The following is a 19,357-nucleotide window of genomic DNA, read 5'->3' as shown; positions in this document are numbered from 1 at the left end:
GTCCGGACACGGCCACGGGCGTCCCGCTCAGGCGTACGCGGCCCGCACGGCCAGCGCGTGCCGCACGACCTCGCTCCGCGGCAGGTCGAACGCCGCGTCGAGGTGCGGCACGGCGGAGGGGTCGAAACCGGCCCTCGCGAGGCCCATCCGCAGCTCCGGCGCGCTCGCGCGCACCTCGACGACCCCGCCGATCGGCGAGGAGCGGAGCAGCTCGAAGAGCGCGGCCGGGCGCTCGACCACGGCCGAGGAGAAGAGCGGGATGCCGAGCTCGGCGGCCACGGCAGCGCCGACGCTCGTGCCGCGCGACCCGGCGTCGTAGCCCGGTGCGCCGGTGACGACGCACGCGATGCGCCGGTGGCCCTGGGCGCGGTAGGGCACGGCCGGCCAGTCCGTGGAGAGCATCGTGAAGCGCTCGTGGTCGCGCCAGTCGCGGCGGCCGTCGGGGCCCGGCAGGTGCAGGAAGTCCCGCGAGAAGCCCTCGTGGACGAAGCCGAGCGACCGCACGAGCCCCGCCGAGCGGTGGTTGGCCGGCTGGATGTTGGCCTCGATGCGGTGCAGGCCCATGCCGTGCGGCTCGTCGTCGAATGCGAGCTCGACGGTCAGGCGCAGGCCCTCGGCGAAGAGGCCGCGGCCGGCATACGGGTCGTAGGAGTCGTAGCCGATGGTCGCGCTGCGGAACGACCCGCCGACCACGTTGGCGATGTTGATGCGCCCGACGAGCCCGTGCGAGCCCTCGGGGTCGAGGGCGTGGACCATGAACGTGCGGTAGGTCCGCGACTGGTTCTCGAGGACGACGGGCAGGTTGTGCGGGTTGGGGATCGCGAAGTCGGCGAGGCGGCGCTCCGACCGCGTCACGGCGTCCGCGTATGCCGTCGCGTCGGCCGGTGTGGGCGGGCGCACCTCGACCCGCTCCCCCATCGCGGTGAAGGGCTCCGGGGCGTCGTGGTCAGCGGACAACGCGACCTCGCAGGACGACACCGAGGGGGTCGGCGACGGTGGTGACGTCGGCGCGCGGGTCGGACGCGTAGACGACGAGGTCGGCGTCCTCCCCCTCGGCGAGGCCCGGGCGCCCGAGCCAGTCGCGGGCACCCCACGTCGCCGCGGAGACGACCTCGACGTTGCTGAGACCGGCCTTCGTCAGCTCGAGCATCTCCCGGGCGACGAGCCCGTGCGGCAGGCTGCCCCCGGCGTCGGTGCCGACGTAGATGGGGACGCGGGCCTCGTGGGCCGCCCCTACGGTCGCGTAGCGCCGCTCGTGGAGGTCGAGCATGTGGCGGTGGTAGTCGGGGAACTTCTCCTGGGCCGGGGCGGCGAGGTCGGGGAACTGGGCGATGTTGACGAGGGTCGGCACGATGGCGATGCCCTGGGCCGCGAAGGTGTCGATGGAGTCCTCGCGCAGGCCGGTCGCGTGCTCGATGCAGTCGATGCCCGCCGCGGCGAGGTCGCGGAGGGACTCCTCGCCGAAGCAGTGCGCGGTGACGCGCACACCCTCCTCGTGCGCGGCGGCGATGGCGTCCGCGACCGCCTGCCGCGACCAGCTGGGCGCCAGGTCGCCCACGTCGCGGTCGATCCAGTCGCCGACGAGCTTGACCCAGCCGTCGCCGCGGTGCGCCTCGAGCCGGACGTGTCGGACGAGCTCGTCCTCCTCGACCTCGTGGGCGTAGTTGCGGATGTAGCGGCGGGTGCGCGCGATGTGCCGGCCCGCGCGGATGATCTTCGGCAGGTCGTCGCGCTCGTCGACCCAGCGGGTGTCACCCGGTTGCCCCGCGTCGCGGATGAGCAGCGTGCCGTGGTCACGGTCGGTGACCGCCTGCCGTTCCGCCTCGTCGCGCGGCACCTCACCGTGCGGTCCGAGACCGACGTGGCAGTGCGCGTCGACGAGGCCCGGCAGCACCCAGCCCTCGAGCGTCTGCTCGTCGGACCGGTCGGTCGGCGGTGTGAACGTCACCCGCCCGCCCACGACCCACAGCTCGTCGACCACGTCGTCGGGCCCGACCAGCACGCGGCCACGGACGCGGAGCACCGGTGCACTCATGGCCCCGACCCTAGCCGGAGGCGCCCGCGAGGTCGGTGAGGACGTCGGCCCAGTGCGCCATGAGCGTCGCGTGGTGTCCGGCTCCCTCGTGCACCACGAGCCGCGAGGTCGGCAGGTGGGCGTGCAGCCACCGGGCGTGCTCGAGTCCGACGACGCGGTCGTGGTCGCCGTACCAGAGCGTGACCGGGGCCCGGACGGCTGCGGGCTCGAGGTCCCAGCCGGCGCTGAACGCGAGGGCATCGCGCGAGGCGCCGCGGTAGGACGGTGTGCCGGGTCGCCCGGTGGCCGTCCACGGCTCAAGCACCTCGGGCGAGACGAACGCGCCGACCCTGAGTCGGGGTCGGTGCGCGGAGGTCGGGCTCCCGGGCGGTTCGGCTCGGGTGGCGGCCGCGTCCTGCAGCCCCACCGCGAGCTCCGCGTCGCCGGCGAGCGCCGCCTGCACGGCGGGCTCGGCGGCCGCGTCGGGATCGAGCTCGAGCACCGGGCCGATGCCGGCGACGACTCCGACGCCGGTCACCCGGTCGGCGTGCCTCGCTGCCGTCGCCAGCGCGTACGGCCCTCCCCCGGAGACGCCGAGCACGGCATACCGCCTGACACCGAGGTCGCCCATGAAGTGCGAGGCGTCGTCGGCGACGGTGCCGAGGGTCGTCGGCGCGTCGGTGGACCCGCCGTAGCCCGGGCGTGAGAAGGCGACGAGCCGCACCCCCGCCCGCCGGGCCGCGCCGTCACCGAGCGCGGCCTGCAGGCGCCCGCCAGGGGTGCCGTGGAAGAAGAGGACCGGGCAGCCGCCGGGGTCGCCGCCCTGCCACACGTCGAGCCGGCGGCCGCCGGGCAGCCGCACCCGCGACCGGCCGTCGGTGGTGACCACGCCCCGAGCGTATGCCGTCGTGCGCGTCCGGACAGCGCCTCAGTGCGCACCGCCGCGCCGCATCGATGTCGTGTCGCGGGTGGTCGCCGCTGCTTCAGCCGCGCAGCAGGCGGGGAACGGCCACGACATCCACGAGGGCAGCTCCCCTGAGCACGGTGATCTCCATCGAGCGGTCGATCGCCTCGTCGAGCAGGATGCGCTGCAGCGACTGCGCGTCGAAGAGGGGCCGGCCGTCCGCGGCCACGACGACGTCGCCTCGCATGAGACCGGCCCGGTCCGCGGGGCTGCCGGGCACGACCTGGGCGATCCGCAGCGCCGTGCGCCGACCCAGCCGCGCGGCGAGCTCGTCGGACACGGGGACGGGGGCCGTGACGAGACCGAGGTAGGCACGTCGCACGTGGCCGTCCTCGACGAGGGTCTCGATGATCCTCCGGGTCGTGGCGTTGATCGGCACCGCGAGGCCGAGCCCGACGCCGGCGACAGCCGTGTTGACCCCGACGACACGGGCGCGTGAGTCGGCCAGGGCACCTCCGGAGTTGCCGGGGTTGAGCGCCGCGTCCGTCTGGATGACGTCCTCGACGAGGCGCGACGCCGCGCCCGACCTCGTCGGCAGCGACCGCCCGAGGGCGCTGACGACCCCGGCCGTCACGCTGCCCTCCAGCCCGAGGGGGCTGCCGATGGCGACGACGACGTGCCCGACCGCCAGCCGGTCCGCGTCCCCGTACTCCGGCGGGGGCGGGAGCGGGCTCTCGGCGCGGACGACGGCGAGGTCCGACAGGTGGTCCGCACCGACGACGTGGACACGCACCGAGGTGCCGTCGCCGAAGTGCGCGGTGCCGCGGTCGACGCCGTCGACGACGTGGGCGTTGGTCACGAGCAGACCGTCCTCGGTGAGCACGACGGCCGAGCCGCCGCCCTCGACGGTGCCGCCGCGCACGGGCCTGCGGACGCGCAGGCTGGCGACGACCGGGGCCAGTCGCCGCGTCACGGTGCTCACAGCGTGCGAGTAGGCGTCGAGCACCTCGTCGTCGCTCGGCTCGGGAGCGGGCGGCATCTCGAACGGAGGCATAACTACTCCTGGAAGACGTTCGCCGCTGGGTCACGTATGTTCGCAGATGAAGTGAACCGCTGAGGTAGGCGGCCTCGGCGACGGTCCGCTGTGGGCGGACAGTCCGCAGCTGCGGGTCCCCTGAGGCGCGTCATTGTCGCGTCCGGTCCCTCACCGTGTCATCCCCGGTGCGAGCGCGCTCGAAGACCGAACACTCCTAGGGCGACAAGCGGAATGGTCATCCATGTGTCCACAACCGCGGGAAACACGTGCTTACCCAACTCCGCGTAGCCGTCGCCCAGTATCGCTGTCGCCGTGTGAAAGATCGCGAATGCCACGGTGGTCACCAGGAGCATGCCGAGTGCACGCCACTCGAGATCGTGCCAACGCCGTCGCGTCAACAGTGCCCCCACAGCCAAGATCGTGAATTCCCATGCGGGCCACAGCACCACGGCGAGAGGAGTCATAGCGGAGCCAATCGTCGGGATCACACAGATACGGCAAACCACCTCCGGCCGTGCTGTGTCGCCTCGTGTGGTGTTGGGCAAGGGGTGCCGCGCCTTCACGACGAACTCGATCGCCGCCCGGCTGACGGAACCGAGGCGGTCCGGATGCCCGGCGTAGAAGCGCGCGATGTCGGCAAACGAGATGTGCTCGACGAACGTGCGATAGCTCGGGTCAGTCGCGGTCTCCGACCTCACCTCGAAGTAGGTCCTGCCCGCATAGCGGGCCAACTCCTGTGGCAGTCCGAGTTCCTCGAGGTCAGCGGGGACATTGGTGCTGTCCTTGAGGATGGTGTAGAAGACGTCGGTGTAAAGCAGTTGCTCGTTGTAGAGCCTCGGCTGGAGGCTCAGGACCGTCCCGGCGCCCGCCAGCACGCACAGGGCCGCAACACCCGGAAGAAGCCGGTCGAGGCACGTCCCCTTCCAGCGCCCCAGCGGGCAGCGGACCGCGAGCAGCACCCCCGCCAGCACGGTCCCGAGCGGGATCTCCTGAGCCTTCGAGCCGATCAGGTTCAGAAACACCATCGCAGATCCGACAACGAGGCCTTTGCGCACGACGCGGCGGCGCCAGAGCGCCAGCATCGTCGCAAATGTCGCCAAGAGGGCCACGTACTCCATCGGTTCGCTGAACGGAGAGATGAAGTACGGCACGAATGTCGCGTCCGCCCCCAGCAGGCCGACTGCGCCGGCCGTCAGAACTCGTGCCCATCGCGGTCCGGGAAGGACAAGTACAAGCGCTCCGACAACCAAACCATAGAGGACGAGGTATATGAAGCCGGTGAACCGCATGTCCAACGCGTAGGACCGTCCTGTCATCTCGGTCAACTGCTGAGCGCCAGCGAGCACCAGGAGTGCCGAACTCGGGTAGCGCTCGGTCACGCGGAAGTCCCCGCAGGCCGTGGGGTTGGGCGGGATGTGCTGGTACTTGATGGTCACAAACCGCTCCGCGGAGGTGCGCGCCTCGTAGAAGCGGGGGTCCCCCGCCTGGATCTGGCACAGCAGTCGGAGACCATCGCCGGTATCCGCCGTCCCGATGACGGTGGGGAAGAACAGGTGCACGGTTACGACAGCTGCCGCGAAGAGTCCCACGACAAGGGCGGACCAGCGATCGGTCGCAGTACGCAGACCGGAGGCAGATCCGGCGAGGAAGTTTCCCTTGGGTGGGTGGCCAGCGCCGACCATAACTGCAATATAGGGGCGGGGTCCGATGCGGGGCCCGGTTCGGGGCCCGATGCGGGGCACCGGCCCCGAGAGCGGCCACCGCTAGGGCGTCAAGGGCCCGCACGTCGCGAGTTCGGCCCGCCAAGCTCGAACGCGAGCCAGCAAATCTTCGTCGAGCTCGGCCGGCGCCAACAAGTACATGAAGTACGTGAAAGTCGGGTCGCCGGCTATCTCAGCCGGTTCCGGGGGCGGGACCTGGTCGGTCAGGTGGAACCATCGGTAACCCCAGTCACGGGCCATCTGAGCAAGCGGCTCCTCGACCCCGCAGTTGGCGAGAACCTCCACCAGAATCCATGGCCGATGGGCCCGTACCAAGGTTTCAGCACCACGTAGGACGGCCGGTTCGGTCGTCTCGGTGTCGATCTTTAGCACGGACGGGAACCGACCCGTGCGCCCGGCATACCCGTCCAGCCGCTCGGTGATGACGTCGATCCGGTGGCTGGACTGACGAAACCCCTCGGCAAGTGAACTCGAGGAGTCGGTGGAGTCGGACAGGAAGAATGTCGCCGTGCCATCTGTGTCGGAGGCCGCGATCTGCTCGGTGACAAAGTTCAGGCCGTTGTCGCGGGCGGAGCGCCGCGCCCACCACGCAAGCTCCGGCGTGGGTTCGAAAGCGACGACGTCCCTAGTTCCCGTGGCCGCGGCCAACGTGGCGAAGAGGCCGGTGTTGGCTCCGACGTCCCACGCGTCCCCGCGCGGGGCGACGTCACACAGCGCCAACCACCAGGCGAGGGTCTCGGGCTCATATCCTGCCAGCCCGTCGCGCTCAAGCCGCAGGGGGATGAAGAAGGAGTAAGGGACGTTGAAGTGCAGGCGTCGCGGCGCATTCGGCCTACGCGTCGGCGCGTCTGGTACTCGGGTCAGGTCGGGCAGTGCTAAATCGAACTGACGACGCCGACCCGCGGGCTCGGGCCTCGCCGTAACCGGCGCCTCACCTCCGGCCGCAGTCGAACGATCGAGCCCGGGATCGTGCGGCGGACGGAGCCTGCGGCGACGACGGTCGAGGAGCGCTCGGAGGAGGTCCACCGGTAGAGCAGGGAGACCGCGGCGGGGTTCACGCACCGCGCGCGAGATCGCCCGGCCGAACTGTAGTGCTGTGGATTCTCGGACCCGGCGCAAGTCGGCCTCGGTGCGCGCCAGCCGTGCCTCCAGAGCCTCTGCCCGCGACCTGGCATTCTTGCCCGCCCGGCGCTCATCCTTCAGCGCGGCGGACAGCCGAAGTAGCTCTGCGTGGTCCGGGTCTGGGCGCTGCATCTCGGACAAGGGCGACGCGGCGAGTCTGGTCGCGTTGATCGCGCGCAAGGTCTGGCCTTCGCCGCCTTCGCCGCCTGTCTCTACCGACAGGGCTGCCTCCAACGCGCCGCTGGACGACGGATTCAGGCGCGCCACGTGCACGACCCGTTGCCGGGCGCTTGCCAAGGCATCGCCTAGAGCGGCGGGGTCCCGTATTCCGGAGTGGGTCACGAGGACGGTTCGAGCGCCCGGAGGTCGACCACTCAGAAGGGTCTGCACGCTCGGTGGTATGCCGTCGCTGGCGTCGACCTCGAGCAGTAGAACCGCTAGGACATCCTTGCCGAAGTCTGCGGCCGACGCCGCATCCACCTCAACGACGCTCACCCCATCGGGTACGAGCGGCGGATCGAGCAGGGCGTCCGGGCTCGAGTCGACCCATACGATCGAGCTCGCGGTTGACAGCTCGGCACCGAGGAACTCAGTCAGTCTCACGCAAGCACCTTTCCAAGTTGGTTGTCCCGCCTAACCCCTGCCGAGGAACTTCTCGAAGCCCTTGGGCAGGTTCGACGGGTCGAACCCGGCCATCGGGTCGGCGTCGGCGCCCTGCCCGTTGGAGCCGGGAGCACCGAAGGCGCTCGCCGCGGACGCGGCGCGGCCGGCGGCAGCCTTCTCGGCAGCGGCCCGCTCCTCGGCGGCGCGCTTGGCGGGGTTGCCGCTCTTGCTCTTCTTGCGCTGCGGCTGCTGCTTGCCGCGCTTGCCCGAGCCCGGGATGCCGGGCATGCCCGGCAGGCCACCGCCGCCACCGCGGGCCATCGACTTCATCATCTTCTGGGCCTGCCCGAAGCGCTCGAGCAGCTGGTTGACGTCGGTGACGGTCACGCCGGAGCCCTTGGCGATGCGGGCGCGGCGCGAGCCGTTGATCTGCTTGGGGTGGGTGCGCTCGAAGGGCGTCATCGAGCGGACCATCGCCTCGACGCGGTCGAACTCGCGGTCGTCGAAGGCGTCGAGCTGGTCACGCATCCCCTGCATGCCCGGCATCATCTTGAGCATCGACTTGAGCGAGCCCATCTTCTTGATGGCGTTCATCTGCTGGAGGAAGTCCTCGAAGGTGAAGTCCTCCTCGGCGAGGAACTTGCGCGCCATCTCGTCGGCCTGGCGCTTGTCGAACGCCTTCTCGGCCTGCTCGATGAGGGTGAGCACGTCACCCATGTCGAGGATGCGGCTGGCCATGCGGTCGGGGTGGAACACCTCGAAGTCGGTGACCTTCTCACCGACCGACGCGAACATGATCGGCTCGCCGGTGATCTCGGCGACCGAGAGGGCGGCACCACCGCGGGCGTCACCGTCGAGCTTGGAGAGCACGACACCGGTGAAGGCGACGCCGTCGTGGAACGCCTGGGCCGTCTCGACGGCGGCCTGGCCGATCATCGCGTCGATGACGAAGAGGACCTCGTCGGGCTGGATGGCCGTGCGGATGTCGGACGCCTGCTGCATGAGGTTGGCGTCGACGGCGAGGCGTCCGGCGGTGTCGACGATGACGACGTCGTACTGCTTGGCGCGGGCCTGCTCGATGCCCATCCGCGAGACCGACACCGGGTCGCCGAACGAGCGGGTGCCCTCGCCCGACTCGAGCACGGCGTCGTGGCCGCCCATGTTCCCGCGCTCGGGCGCGAAGACGGGGATGCCGGCGCGCTCGCCGACGACCTCGAGCTGCGTGACGGCGTTGGGGCGCTGCAGGTCGGCCGCGACGAGGAGGGGCGTGTGGCCCTGGTCCTTGAGCCACTTGCCGAGCTTGCCGGCGAAGGTCGTCTTTCCGGAGCCCTGGAGGCCGGCGAGCATGATGACGGTCGGCGGCTGCTTCGCGAAGCGGATCGTGCGCGTCTGCCCGCCGAGGATCCCGACGAGCTCCTCCTGGACGATCTTGACGACCTGCTGGGCGGGGTTGAGCGCCTGGCTGACCTCGGCGCCGAGCGCGCGCTCGCGCACGCTGGCGGTGAACCGCTTGACGACGGGCAGCGCCACGTCGGCGTCGAGCAGGGCGAGGCGGATGTCGCGGATCGTCGCGTTGACGTCGGACTCCGAGAGCCGGCCCTTGCCGCGAAGGTTCTTGAACGTCGCGGTCAGCCGGTCAGACAGGGATGCAAACACCCGGCAAGGTTATCCGCTCCGGCGCACAGGTCCGACCCGACGCCCACCGGGCACCCGAGGGGGTGTGCCGCCCACCGCGGCCGCGACGCCACGTTACGTTGGGCAGGTGGCTGACCTCATCGACAAGATCGCGTGGATCCACGTGGAGCAGCGCCGCCTGCTCGTGGCCCGGAACGCCGGCCGCGAACGGTTCTACCTTCCCGGCGGCAAGCGCGAGCCCGGCGAGAGCGACCTCCAGACGCTGGTCCGCGAGCTCGAGGAGGAGCTCACGGTGCTCGTCGACCCTGGCACGGCGGCCTACGTCGGCACGTTCGAGGCGCTCGCCGACGCTCGCACCGACGGCCTCGTCGTGCGGCTGACCTGCTACACGGCATCGCACACCGGGCCGTTCGCCCCGTCACGCGAGATCGACGAGATCACCTGGGTCACCTCGGCCCACGGCGACCAAGTGTCGGCCGTGGACCGGCTCGTCCTTGTCCACCTGCGCGACGCGGACCTCATCGACTGACCCCGCACCCTCCCCCGGTTCGATGTATCTCGCGGTCATGGGTGACCGCGAGATACATCGACCGGGCGGCTGGTGGGGCCGGTCAGGCGCCGTCGCAGGTGTCGATGATCATCGCGACCGCCTGCGCGGCCCGGGCCGGGGCGAGCTGCCCGCCACCGAACTCGGTGACGTAGAAGGTGTCGAGCGTCTGGCCGGCATACGTCGCGATGTGCGCCGACCGCACCGACAGGGAGGCCCTGGCGAGCGTGATGCCGATGTCCTGCAGCAGGCCCGTCCGGTCGGTGGCTCGCACCTCGATGACGGTGGCGGTGTCGGACGCGCTGCTGATCACCATCGCCCGTGTCGAGTCGACCGACCCCGACCCGGGGCTGCGGACCCCGGCAGACCGGCGCCGCTGCAGCTTGCCGAGCGGCGAGCGGTCACCGCTCGCGACGCGGGTCAGGTCGCGTGAGATGACGGTCGGCAGCGGCGTCTCGCCACCCGGCGAGTCGACCCACCACTCGTTGACGGCGAGACCGTCGACGGTTCGGACGATGGCCGAGCGCACGACGAAGCCGTGCGCGGCGAGCAGGCCCGCGGTGTCGGCGAACAGGCCGGCGCGGTCGCGGTCGATGATGTCGATGCGGTGGGCCCCGCCGAGCGAGGTCACCGTCACGTAGGGCTCTCCCGACGCGACCCGGTCGAGCGCGTCGTCGGAGAGCTGCAAGGTCTCGATCGGTTCCACGACGAGGGGTCCCTCCGTCTCTGCCTGGGCGGTGAGCGCCGTCCGGCAGGCCTCGTAGAGACGCTGGACGAGCCCGGCCCGCCAGTCGCTCCAGGCCTTCGGGCCGGCTGCTGACGCGTCCGCCTCGGTGAGGGCGCGAAGGAGGTCGAGCGTCGTCGCCGACCCGTCGACGGCGGCCGAGAGGGCGGCGATGGTCGCCGGGTCCTCGGGGTCGCGGCGGGTGGCCAGCTCGACGAGGGTCAGGTGCTCGCGCACGAGCCGGACCACGGTGCGGCGGTCGGCCTCGGCGACGCCGATGCGCTGCAGCACATCGTCGGCCAGGTCGGCACCGGTGGCGGAGTGGTCCTGCGCGCCGGGCACCTTGCCGATGTCGTGGAGCACCGCGGCGAGCATGAGCAGGTCGGGCCTCGAGACGTCGCGCACCATGCCGCTCGCGGCGACGACGGTCTCGATGAGGTGGCGGTCGACCGTGTGCCGGTGGACGGCGTTGCGCTGAGGGCGGCTGCGCACCGCCTTCCACTCGGGGATCCACCGCTCGACGACGCCCGCGAGGTCGAGCCCCTCCCAGACGGTGACGAGGCCGGGGCCGGCGGCGAGGAGGTCGGCGAAGAGGTTGCGCGCGACCTCGGGCCACGGCTCGGGCATCGGGGGCGCCTGTGCCGCCAGGTTCTTCAGCGTGGTCGGCGACAGCGGTATGCCGCCCCGGGCCGCGACGACGGCGGCGCGCAGCGGGATGATCGGGTCCGACGCGAGGTCGGCCGACGGCCCGAGCACCGCCTCGCCGTCGTGCCGGTAGAGGCCGTAGCCGAGCGGGGCCAGCTGCGGGCGCCGGGGACCGACCCGCAGCGTCCTGGCGCGCTGGGACTGCATGGCCCGGCGGAGGGTGCCGTCGACGGCATACGCAATGGTGCGGGCGGACGTCGAGAGATCGGTGAGCAGGTCGTCGGCGTCGGTGTAGCCGAGCAGGGCGGCACACGCGTCCTGGTCGTCGCGGGTCAGCCGGTCGCGGCCGCGGCCCGTGACGACGTGGATCGCGTCGCGCACGTCGAGGATGCGTTCGTACGCCTCGTCGACCTCGCCGTGCGGACGATCGGTCAGCCACGCCGCGGTCAGCGCGCGGAGCACCGACATGTCGCGCAGGCCGCCGTGCGCCTCCTTGAGGTCGGGCTCGATGAGGTGGGCGAGGTCGCCCTGGCGCGCGTGCCGCTGGATGACCGACTCCTGCATCTCACCGAGCCGGGTGCGGGCGTTGGCCCGCCAGTCGTGCGCGACGGTGGAGCGGGCGGCGTTCACGACGTCGGCGTCACCCGCGACGTGCGTGAGGTCGAGCAGACCGACCGCGGCGGAGAGGTCGTCGGAGGCGACGGCGCGGCAGTCGGCCACGGTGCGGACGCTGTGGTCCAGCCGGACCCCGGCGTCCCAGATCGGGTACCAGAGCTTGTCGGCGAAGGCACCGACCTCCTTGCCCGACAGGCCCCGCGGGTGGTGCACGAGGACGAGGTCGTAGTCGCTGAGCGGCCCCCCGTCGCCGCGCGCGAGCGAGCCGACGGCAGCGAGGGCCACGCCCTCGTGCCGTCGGCCGGCGCACGCCTCGCGCCACAGCTCCTGGAGCCAGCCGAAGCCGAACTCGGCGAGCGCCCGGCGCCGGGTCTGGCCGGCGCCGGGCGTCGCGAAGGTGCGGGTGCCGGCGAGGTCCAGACGTCGGGTGGTCACATCCGTCATGTCAGGTCTCGCCGTCCCCTCGAGTTGCGTGTGTACGTGTCGTGCTGGTCGTGCAGGTGGTGCGCGGTGGTGCAGGTGGTGCGCGGTGGCCCGACGCCTCAGAGGGCGTCGACACCACGCTCGCCGGTGCGGACGCGCACCACCTCGTCGACCGGGACGGCCCAGATCTTGCCGTCGCCGATGCGGCCGGTCTGGGCCGCCTTGAGGATGACTTCCAGGACGTCGGACGAGTCGACGTCGTCGACCAGGACCTCGAGGCGCACCTTCGGCACGAAGTCGACGGTGTACTCGGCGCCGCGGTAGACCTCGCTGTGGCCGCGCTGGCGGCCGTAGCCGCTGGCCTCGCTGATGGTCATGCCGGCCACCCCGAAGGCCTCGAGGGCCTCCTTCACCTCGTCGAGCTGGTGGGGCTTGATGATGGCGGTGATGAGCTTCATGCGTTGGCTCCTTCGACCTGCGAAGCGGTGCTGATGGCGGGACGGGTGGTGCGGCCCCCGGAGGCGGGGAAGCCACCGATCTCGTACCCGGACTCGGCGTGGACGGCCTGGTCGATGCCCTCGGACTCGGCGTCGTCGGAGATCCTCCAGCCGAGCGTGGCCTTCAGGGCCACCGCGATGACGTAGGTCAGCACGAACGAGAGGACGAGCGAGATGACGGCGATGAGGACCTGCAGCACGGTCTGCTGCCAGCCGCCGCCGTAGAAGAGGCCGGTCTTCGTGGCGAGCAGGCCGGCACCGACGGTGCCCCAGAGGCCGGCGACGAGGTGGACGCCGACGACGTCGAGCGAGTCGTCGTAGCCGAACTTGTACTTGAGGCCGACGGCCAGGGCCGAGAGGCCACCGGCGACCACACCGAGGATGATCGAGCCGACGGGCGACAGGGCGCCACAGGCCGGGGTGATGGCGACGAGACCGGCGACGACACCGGACGCCGCGCCCAGCGAGGTCGCGTGGCCGTCACGGATCTTCTCCACGACGAGCCAGCCGATGGCCGCGGCGCAGGTGGCGACGGTCGTGTTGAGCCACACGGACGAGGCGACGCCGTCGGCCGCGAGCTCCGAGCCGGCGTTGAAGCCGAACCAGCCGAACCACAGCAGGCCGGCACCGATCATGACGAGCGGCAGGTTGTGCGGACGCATCGCGACCTTGCCGAAGCCGAGGCGCTTGCCGACGACGAGCGCGAGGGCCAGACCCGCCGCACCGGCGTTGATGTGCACGACCGTGCCACCGGCGAAGTCGATCGGCAGGACGCTCGCGAGACCGTCGGTGACGCCGAAGAGCTTGGCCGACAGGCCACCCTCGGCACCCGAGAGCAGGCCACCGCCCCACACCATGTGGGCGATCGGGAAGTAGACGACGGTGACCCAGATGACTGCGAAGGTGATCCAGGTGCCGAACTTGACGCGGTCGGCGATGGCGCCGCTGATGAGGGCGACGGTGATGACCGCGAACGTGAGCTGGAAGCCCGCGTAGATGTACTCGGGGATGAAGACTCCGACTCCGAACGGGTCGATGAGCCTCGCGCCGTCCTCACCGGCCAGCTGGCTGAGCCCGAAGAGGTGGAACGGGTTCGCGAAGATGCCCGCGATGTCGCTGCCGCCGTCCTGCAGGTTGCCGAACGACATCGAGTAGCCCCACAGCACGTAGACGATGCCGACGACGGCCATGGCGCCGAAGCTCATCATCATCATGTTGAGGACGGACTTGCTCCGGGTCATGCCGCCGTAGAAGAGGGCGAGTCCGGGCGTCATCAGGAGGACCATCGAGGACGCGATGAGCATGAATGCGGTCGCGGCCTCGTTGATCACTGGTGGTTCTGCCGCGAAGGGCATCAGTGCTGTTGTCATGCGAGGAGTCTGGAGACGGGCCGTTTCACGGGCGCGCTCCGTTTGTTACAGCCGTGTCAACAACACCCGAGCGGTGTTAGCGGATGGTTTCCCGCCACACGGGCGTCCACATCGTGGATGGCATGACCGACCAGCGGACATGCCAAGAGCACGTATGCCGCCGGGTCGGCCTACGTGCTCTGGCTGGGCGTGCTCCCGCTACATGACGATGGCGTCGACGAAGGCCTCAGGGTCGAAGGGGGCGAGGTCGTCGGGGCCCTCCCCCAGGCCGACCAGCTTGACCGGCACGCCGAGCTGGCGCTGGACCGCGATGACGATGCCGCCCTTCGCGGTGCCGTCGAGCTTGGTGAGCACGATGCCCGTGACGTCGACGGCCTCGGAGAAGACCTTGGCCTGCTGCAGGCCGTTCTGGCCGGTCGTCGCGTCGAGGACGAGCAGCACCTCGTCGATCTCGCTCTGTTTCTCGATGACGCGCTTGACCTTGCCGAGCTCGTCCATCAGGCCGACCTTGTTGTGGAGGCGACCGGCCGTGTCGATGATGACGACGTCGACCTCCTCCTCGATGCCGGCCTTGACGGCGTCGAAGGCGACGGCGGCGGGGTCGGCGCCGTCCTTGTCGGACCGGACGGTGGGCACGCCCACCCGGGCGCCCCAGGTCTCGAGCTGGTCGGCGGCCGCGGCCCGGAAGGTGTCGGCCGCGCCGAGGATCACCTCGCGGTCCTCCGCCACGAGCACGCGCGCGAGCTTGCCCACCGTCGTCGTCTTGCCGGTGCCGTTGACACCGACGACGAGGATCACGGCCGGCCGGTCGCCGACCCGGCTGCTGGCGATGCGGCGGTCCATGTCGGGCTGGACGAGGGCGAGGAGCTCGTCGCGCAGCCAGCCGCGGACCGTGGCCTCCTCGGTGGTGCCGTCGACCTTGACCTTGGTGCGCAGGGAGTCGACGAGCTGGGTCGTGGCCTCGACCCCGAGGTCCGAGCCGATGAGGGTGTCCTCGACCTCTTCCCACGTCTCCTCGTCGAGGCGGCCGCGCGAGAGCAGGGCGAGCAGTCCCTGCCCGATCGAGGAGTTGGAGCGGGCGAGGCGAGCCCGGAGCCGCTGCAACCGGCCGCGCGCGGACTCGGGCCGCTCGACGGCCGGCTCGGGCGGCGCCGGGGGCGCGGTCGGCGCCTCCGCAGCCACCGTCTCGGGAGCCGGGGCCGGGGCGCCTGCCCCCGCAGGTGGCGCGACGGTGTCGGTCGAGTCGGTGGGTGGTCTGCGGTCGAGGTCCTCGGCAGGCAGGCCCGGCGCAGCGGGTGGCGCCTCCCGCTCGACGGTGCGGCCGGCGCGACCCCGCACGAGGTTGACGCCGTAGGCGACCGCTCCCGCGAGGATGACGACGCCGATGATGACGAAGATCAAGACTGTGTCCACGTCAGCCATCCAACCATCAGGGACGAGCGGGCTGCTCCGGCGAGCGCGGGCGCGCGGCCTGTCGGACGCGCCCCGCCGGACGGAGGCTGTGCGTCACCGCTGACCGGACGCCGACCGCGGCGAGCCGAGCGAGCGGGCGCGGGGCCCTCCCTCGAGGGTCCGTCGCTACGGCATACGGGCGTCGGTGCGGCGGACCACGCCGCCTGCGCGCCGGCGGGCGTCCTCGGCGATGGCCTCTCCCTTGGCGGTGAGGACGTCGCGACCGCCCCGATGGGCCGGCACCGCGACGACGCCGACGACGGCCACGGCCAGCACGGTGACGACGAGCATCGAGATGACCAAGAAGACCATGTGACAAGAGTGACGCATGAGGCCTGTGTGATGCAAATAGCACAGTGTGACGATTTGGCAACCCGAAACGCGCTGGGTCGGGGCGCGCGCGATGGCCGACCCGCCCCGTTGCGGTCGGCCCTGCCGTATGCCGCCGGGTCAGGCCGGCCGGTCGGCCACGTCGCGCAGGCGCTGCGAGACGACCGTCGTGACGCCGTCGCCGCGCATGCTGACGCCGTAGAGGGCGTCGGCGATCTCCATCGTCTTCTTCTGGTGCGTGATGACGATGAGCTGGGAGCTGTCGCGCAGCTCCTCGAAGAGCGTGATGAGGCGGCCCAGGTTGGCGTCGTCGAGGGCGGCCTCGACCTCGTCCATGATGTAGAAGGGCGAGGGGCGCGCCTTGAAGATCGACACGAGCAGGGCCACCGCGACGAGCGAGCGCTCTCCACCCGAGAGCAGCGAGAGCCGCTTGATCTTCTTGCCCGGCGGGCGGGCCTCGACCTCGAGACCGGTGGTCAGCATGTTCGACGGGTCGGTGAGGACGAGACGCCCCTCACCGCCGGGGAAGAGCCGCTGGAAGACGCGCTCGAACTGCACCGCGGTGTCCTCGAACGCCTCGGCGAAGACGCGCTCGACGCGCTCGTCGACCTCCTTGACGATGTCGAGCAGGTCGCGCTTGGAGTTCTTGAGGTCCTCGAGCTGCTCGGTGAGGAACTTGTGTCGCTCCTCGAGGGCCGAGAACTCCTCCAGCGCAAGGGGGTTGATCCGGCCCAGGGCATTGAGCTTGCGCTCGGCCTGCCGCAGCCGCTTCTCCTGCGCATCGCGCACGAACGGGACGGGGTCGGGCTGCGGCGCGTCGGGGTCGGCATCGGGATCGGGCACGATCGGCACGAGCTGGTGCGGCCCGAACTCCTCGACGAGGTCGGACGGTGCGATGCCGAGCTCCTCGACCGCCTTGGTCTGCAGCTGCTCGATGCGCAGGCGCTGCTGCGTGCGGGCGACCTCGTCGCGGTGCACGGTGTCGGTCAGCTCGCGCAGCTCGGCCTGCAGCACGCCGATGTCGCGGCGGACCACGGCGAGCTCGGCGTCGCGCTCGGTGCGCTCGGCCTCGCCTGCGGCGCGGGCGCGGCCGGCCTCGTCGGCCGACTCGGCGAGGAGCCCGTGGGCCCACTCGGCGGCGCTGCGCACGGCTCCGGCGACGGCCGCCTCGCGCTGGCGCCGGGCGCGCTTCTCGGCGAGGCGCTCCCGGGCCTGCTCCTCGTGCAGGGCGCCGCGCTCGAGCGCGTCGGCGCGGTCCTTGAGCGCGCGAGCACGCTCCTCGCGGGTGCGCAGCGCGAGCCGCAGCTCGGTCTCGGCGGCCCGGGACTCGCGCGCGACGGCCTCGAGCCGGTCGCGCTCGGCGGTGGACGGCTCGTCGACGAAGTCGCCCTCGCCGCTTGCCGCCTCGAGGCGCTCGGTCAGCTCTGCGTGCTCGGCCTGGTCGGCCTCGAGCGCCGCGGTCGCGTCGGCGATGGCCTTCTCGGTGCGCTCGACCTCGGCTCGCGCTGCCCGCAGGGTCTGCCCCAGCGAGCCGAGCTTCTCGGCGATGGCCGCCATGCGGGCGTCGCTCTCGTTGAGCCGCTCCAGCGCGGCCTCCACGGCATCGGCCAGCTCGGCACGGGTCGACTCGGCGCCGGCGACCCGGAACCGGGCCTCCTCGCCCTCGCGCGTGGCGCGGGCCATGGCGTCCTTGGCCTCGTCGAGCGCGGCCTGCAGCTCGATGAGGCTCGGCGCGGCGTTACTGCCACCGCGCACGGCCCCGGGGGCATAGACGTCGCCGACGCGGGTGACAGCGGTGACGCCGCCGTGGGTGCGCACGACCTCGCGGGCGGTGGCGCCGTCGGGCACGAGGGCGACGCGCTCGAGCACCTGGTCGAGGGCGGGACGAACGGAGGCGGGGCACTCGACGACGTCGCGAGCCCACCGGGAGCCGCCGGGGAGCGTCGGCCAGCCGGAGTGGTCGACTGCACCGGCCGACTCGGCGACGAGCAGGCTCGCCCGGCCGTGGTCGCCCTCGCGCAGCGACTCGAGCGCAGCGGCGGCCGCGTCGAGGGAGCCGACGGCGAGCGCCTCGGCGGCCGAGCCGAGGGCAGCGGCGACGGCGTTCTCGAGGCCGGCCTCGACGGTGACGAGCGAGGCGACGGAGCCGAGGATCTCGTGGCCGTCGTCGGCAGCGGCGAGCAGGGCGGCCGCGCCGTCCTTGCGGCTGAGGCTGAGGCCCAGGGCCTCGACCCGCGCGGCAGCGGTGGTGCGGGCCCGCTCGGCGGTGGCCTCGGCCTCCTTCCAGCGGGCCAGCTCGGCCTCGGCCGCATCGAGGCGCGCGGCGGCCTGCTCGTAGGCGGTGTCGAGACCCTCCTCGCCCTCCTCGTCCCGGGCGACACCGGCCTCGAGGCGCGAGAACTCGCGCTCGGCCTCGGCGGCCCGGGCCTGGGCCGCCTCGATGGTGCTGCGCAGGCGACCGACCTCGGCCTCGCGGGCCTCGATGCGGGACGCCTTGGCGCCCACCTGACCGCCCAGCTTGGCGAGTCCCTCGCGGCGGTCGGCCGCGGCCCGGGCCTCACGCTGCAGTCGCGTGGTCTCCTCGGCGTAGCCGCGCTCGGCGTCCGCCCGACTGGCGACGGCGTCCTCGAGTGCGGCCTGGGCCTCGGCGATCTCCTCGAGCAGGAACGCCTCCTGCTCGCGCACCTCGGCGGCCTGGGCTCGCAGCTGCTCCGGGTCGCGGCTCTGGCCGGACTCCTCGGGCTCGTCGTCCTCGCTGAGCAGGCGTACGCGTTCGGCCGCGAGCGAGCGCGTCGAGGCCATCCGCTCCACCAGGCGCCCGAGGGCGACGTACTCGTCCTGCGCCCGGGTGAGCGCGGGACGGGCCGCCTCGGCGGCCTCCTCGAGCGAGCCGAGGCGCGTGGCGAGCTCTGCGATCGACTCCTCGACCTCGGCACGCCGCTCGATGAGGGCGGACTCGTCGGCGACCTCCTGCTCGAGGGTCGAGGTGAGCTGGACGAGGTCGTCGGCGAGCAGGCGCAGGCGGGCGTCGCGGGCGTCGGTCTGGATGACGGCGGCCTTGCGGGCCGTCTCGGCCTGGCGGCCGAGCGGACCGAGCTGGCGCCGGATCTCACCCGTGAGGTCGTGCACGCGGGTGAGGTTGGCCTCCATCGTCTCGAGCTTGCGGAGGGCGCGCTCCTTGCGCTTGCGGTGCTTGAGCACACCGGCGGCCTCCTCGATGAAGCCGCGGCGCTCCTCGGGGGTGGCCCGCAGCACCGTGTCGAGCTGGCCCTGGCCGACGATGACGTGCATCTCGCGGCCGATGCCGCTGTCGGAGAGCAGCTCCTGCACGTCGAGCAGGCGGCAGGGGGTGCCGTTGATGGCGTACTCGGACCCGCCGTTGCGGAACATCGTGCGGGCGATCGTCACCTCGGTGTAGTCGATCGGCAGCGCACCGTCGGTGTTGTCGATGGTGAGCGCGACCTCGGCGCGGCCGAGCGGGGCCCGGCCCGACGTGCCGGCGAAGATGACGTCCTCCATCTTGCCGCCGCGCAGCGACTTGGCGCCCTGCTCCCCCATCACCCACGCGAGCGCGTCGACGACGTTGCTCTTGCCGGAGCCGTTCGGGCCGACGATGCACGTGATGCCGGGCTCGAGGCGCAGGTGGGTCGCCGATGCGAAGGACTTGAAGCCCTTCAGGGTGAGGCTCTTGACGTACACGAACGTGGGGTTCCTTCGGT

Annotated in this window: 14 protein-coding genes; 1 reads left to right on the top strand and 13 read right to left on the bottom strand. The window is 71.9% G+C overall.

The features are described from left to right. Nucleotides 1–27 precede the first annotated feature (27 nt). The 7 genes from ACYVNR_RS08465 to ffh all read right to left on the bottom strand — a co-directional run bounded on the left by ACYVNR_RS08465 (nucleotide 28) and on the right by ffh (nucleotide 9,056). Nucleotides 28–957: a GNAT family N-acetyltransferase gene (locus ACYVNR_RS08465; protein ID WP_461047744.1), complete on the bottom strand. Its 930-nt coding sequence runs from the start codon at nucleotides 955–957 to the stop codon at nucleotides 28–30. Then, nucleotides 947–2,035 (bottom strand): amidohydrolase family protein, encoded by a 1,089-nt coding sequence (locus ACYVNR_RS08460; RefSeq protein WP_461047743.1) that lies wholly within the window; start codon nucleotides 2,033–2,035, stop codon nucleotides 947–949. The genes ACYVNR_RS08465 and ACYVNR_RS08460 overlap by 11 nt, the downstream gene beginning before the upstream one ends. A gap of 10 nt (nucleotides 2,036–2,045) precedes the next feature. Further along, nucleotides 2,046–2,903, bottom strand: a complete 858-nt coding sequence (locus tag ACYVNR_RS08455) for an alpha/beta fold hydrolase (protein WP_461047742.1) — start codon at nucleotides 2,901–2,903, stop codon at nucleotides 2,046–2,048. Nucleotides 2,904–2,997: 94 nt separating this feature from the next. Beyond that, complete coding sequence (locus ACYVNR_RS08450; RefSeq protein WP_461047741.1) at nucleotides 2,998–3,972, bottom strand: S1C family serine protease; 975 nt, start codon at nucleotides 3,970–3,972, stop codon at nucleotides 2,998–3,000. Between the two features lie 158 nt (nucleotides 3,973–4,130). Beyond that, the gene (gene wsfD, locus ACYVNR_RS08445; RefSeq protein ID WP_461047740.1) at nucleotides 4,131–5,636 is read right to left on the bottom strand and encodes a glycan biosynthesis hexose transferase WsfD; all 1,506 of its coding nucleotides are present in this window, start codon (nucleotides 5,634–5,636) and stop codon (nucleotides 4,131–4,133) included. An 81-nt stretch (nucleotides 5,637–5,717) separates the two neighbouring features. Then, complete coding sequence (locus ACYVNR_RS08440) at nucleotides 5,718–7,400, bottom strand: FkbM family methyltransferase (protein WP_461047739.1); 1,683 nt, start codon at nucleotides 7,398–7,400, stop codon at nucleotides 5,718–5,720. Nucleotides 7,401–7,430: 30 nt separating this feature from the next. Next, nucleotides 7,431–9,056, bottom strand: a complete 1,626-nt coding sequence (gene ffh, locus ACYVNR_RS08435; RefSeq protein ID WP_461047738.1) for a signal recognition particle protein — start codon at nucleotides 9,054–9,056, stop codon at nucleotides 7,431–7,433. Between the two features lie 106 nt (nucleotides 9,057–9,162). Here ffh and ACYVNR_RS08430 point away from each other — a divergent pair, with 106 nt between their 5' ends. Next, the gene (locus ACYVNR_RS08430) at nucleotides 9,163–9,564 is read left to right on the top strand and encodes an NUDIX hydrolase (RefSeq protein ID WP_045191663.1); all 402 of its coding nucleotides are present in this window, start codon (nucleotides 9,163–9,165) and stop codon (nucleotides 9,562–9,564) included. An 82-nt stretch (nucleotides 9,565–9,646) separates the two neighbouring features. Here the strand turns inward: ACYVNR_RS08430 and ACYVNR_RS08425 are convergent, their stop codons facing one another. The 6 genes from ACYVNR_RS08425 to smc all read right to left on the bottom strand — a co-directional run bounded on the left by ACYVNR_RS08425 (nucleotide 9,647) and on the right by smc (nucleotide 19,337). Continuing rightward, nucleotides 9,647–12,010, bottom strand: coding sequence for a [protein-PII] uridylyltransferase (locus ACYVNR_RS08425; protein ID WP_045191662.1), 2,364 nt, complete (start codon nucleotides 12,008–12,010; stop codon nucleotides 9,647–9,649). Nucleotides 12,011–12,108: 98 nt separating this feature from the next. Then, nucleotides 12,109–12,447: a P-II family nitrogen regulator gene (locus tag ACYVNR_RS08420; protein WP_030146673.1), complete on the bottom strand. Its 339-nt coding sequence runs from the start codon at nucleotides 12,445–12,447 to the stop codon at nucleotides 12,109–12,111. Next, a complete protein-coding gene (locus ACYVNR_RS08415; protein ID WP_045191661.1) occupies nucleotides 12,444–13,856 on the bottom strand; it encodes an ammonium transporter in 1,413 nt (470 codons plus the stop codon). Before ACYVNR_RS08415 ends, ACYVNR_RS08420 begins: the two co-directional genes overlap by 4 nt. 198 nt (nucleotides 13,857–14,054) lie before the next feature. Further along, nucleotides 14,055–15,278, bottom strand: a complete 1,224-nt coding sequence (gene ftsY / locus ACYVNR_RS08410) for a signal recognition particle-docking protein FtsY (protein WP_461047737.1) — start codon at nucleotides 15,276–15,278, stop codon at nucleotides 14,055–14,057. A gap of 156 nt (nucleotides 15,279–15,434) precedes the next feature. Then, nucleotides 15,435–15,620, bottom strand: a complete 186-nt coding sequence (locus tag ACYVNR_RS08405; protein ID WP_458798272.1) for a hypothetical protein — start codon at nucleotides 15,618–15,620, stop codon at nucleotides 15,435–15,437. A gap of 138 nt (nucleotides 15,621–15,758) precedes the next feature. After that, nucleotides 15,759–19,337 (bottom strand): chromosome segregation protein SMC, encoded by a 3,579-nt coding sequence (gene smc / locus ACYVNR_RS08400; RefSeq protein ID WP_461047736.1) that lies wholly within the window; start codon nucleotides 19,335–19,337, stop codon nucleotides 15,759–15,761. Nucleotides 19,338–19,357: the final 20 nt, after the last annotated feature.

The organism is Terrabacter koreensis (assembly GCF_054783315.1).
Note: the sequence above shows the minus strand (reverse complement) of the source record. Positions and strands in the feature narration are given on the sequence as shown.

What these genes read in the sequence shown, in the direction of transcription:
- ACYVNR_RS08460 (WP_461047743.1), bottom strand. Translation starts at nt 2,035, where the DNA reads ATGAGTGCACCGGTGCTCCGCGTCCGTGGCCGCGTGCTGGTCGGGCCC.
- ACYVNR_RS08450 (WP_461047741.1), bottom strand. Translation starts at nt 3,972, where the DNA reads ATGCCTCCGTTCGAGATGCCGCCCGCTCCCGAGCCGAGCGACGACGAG.
- wsfD (WP_461047740.1), bottom strand. Translation starts at nt 5,636, where the DNA reads ATGGTCGGCGCTGGCCACCCACCCAAGGGAAACTTCCTCGCCGGATCT.
- ACYVNR_RS08425 (WP_045191662.1), bottom strand. Translation starts at nt 12,010, where the DNA reads ATGACGGATGTGACCACCCGACGTCTGGACCTCGCCGGCACCCGCACC.
- ACYVNR_RS08420 (WP_030146673.1), bottom strand. Translation starts at nt 12,447, where the DNA reads ATGAAGCTCATCACCGCCATCATCAAGCCCCACCAGCTCGACGAGGTG.
- ACYVNR_RS08415 (WP_045191661.1), bottom strand. Translation starts at nt 13,856, where the DNA reads ATGACAACAGCACTGATGCCCTTCGCGGCAGAACCACCAGTGATCAAC.
- ftsY (WP_461047737.1), bottom strand. Translation starts at nt 15,278, where the DNA reads ATGGCTGACGTGGACACAGTCTTGATCTTCGTCATCATCGGCGTCGTC.
- ACYVNR_RS08405 (WP_458798272.1), bottom strand. Translation starts at nt 15,620, where the DNA reads ATGGTCTTCTTGGTCATCTCGATGCTCGTCGTCACCGTGCTGGCCGTG.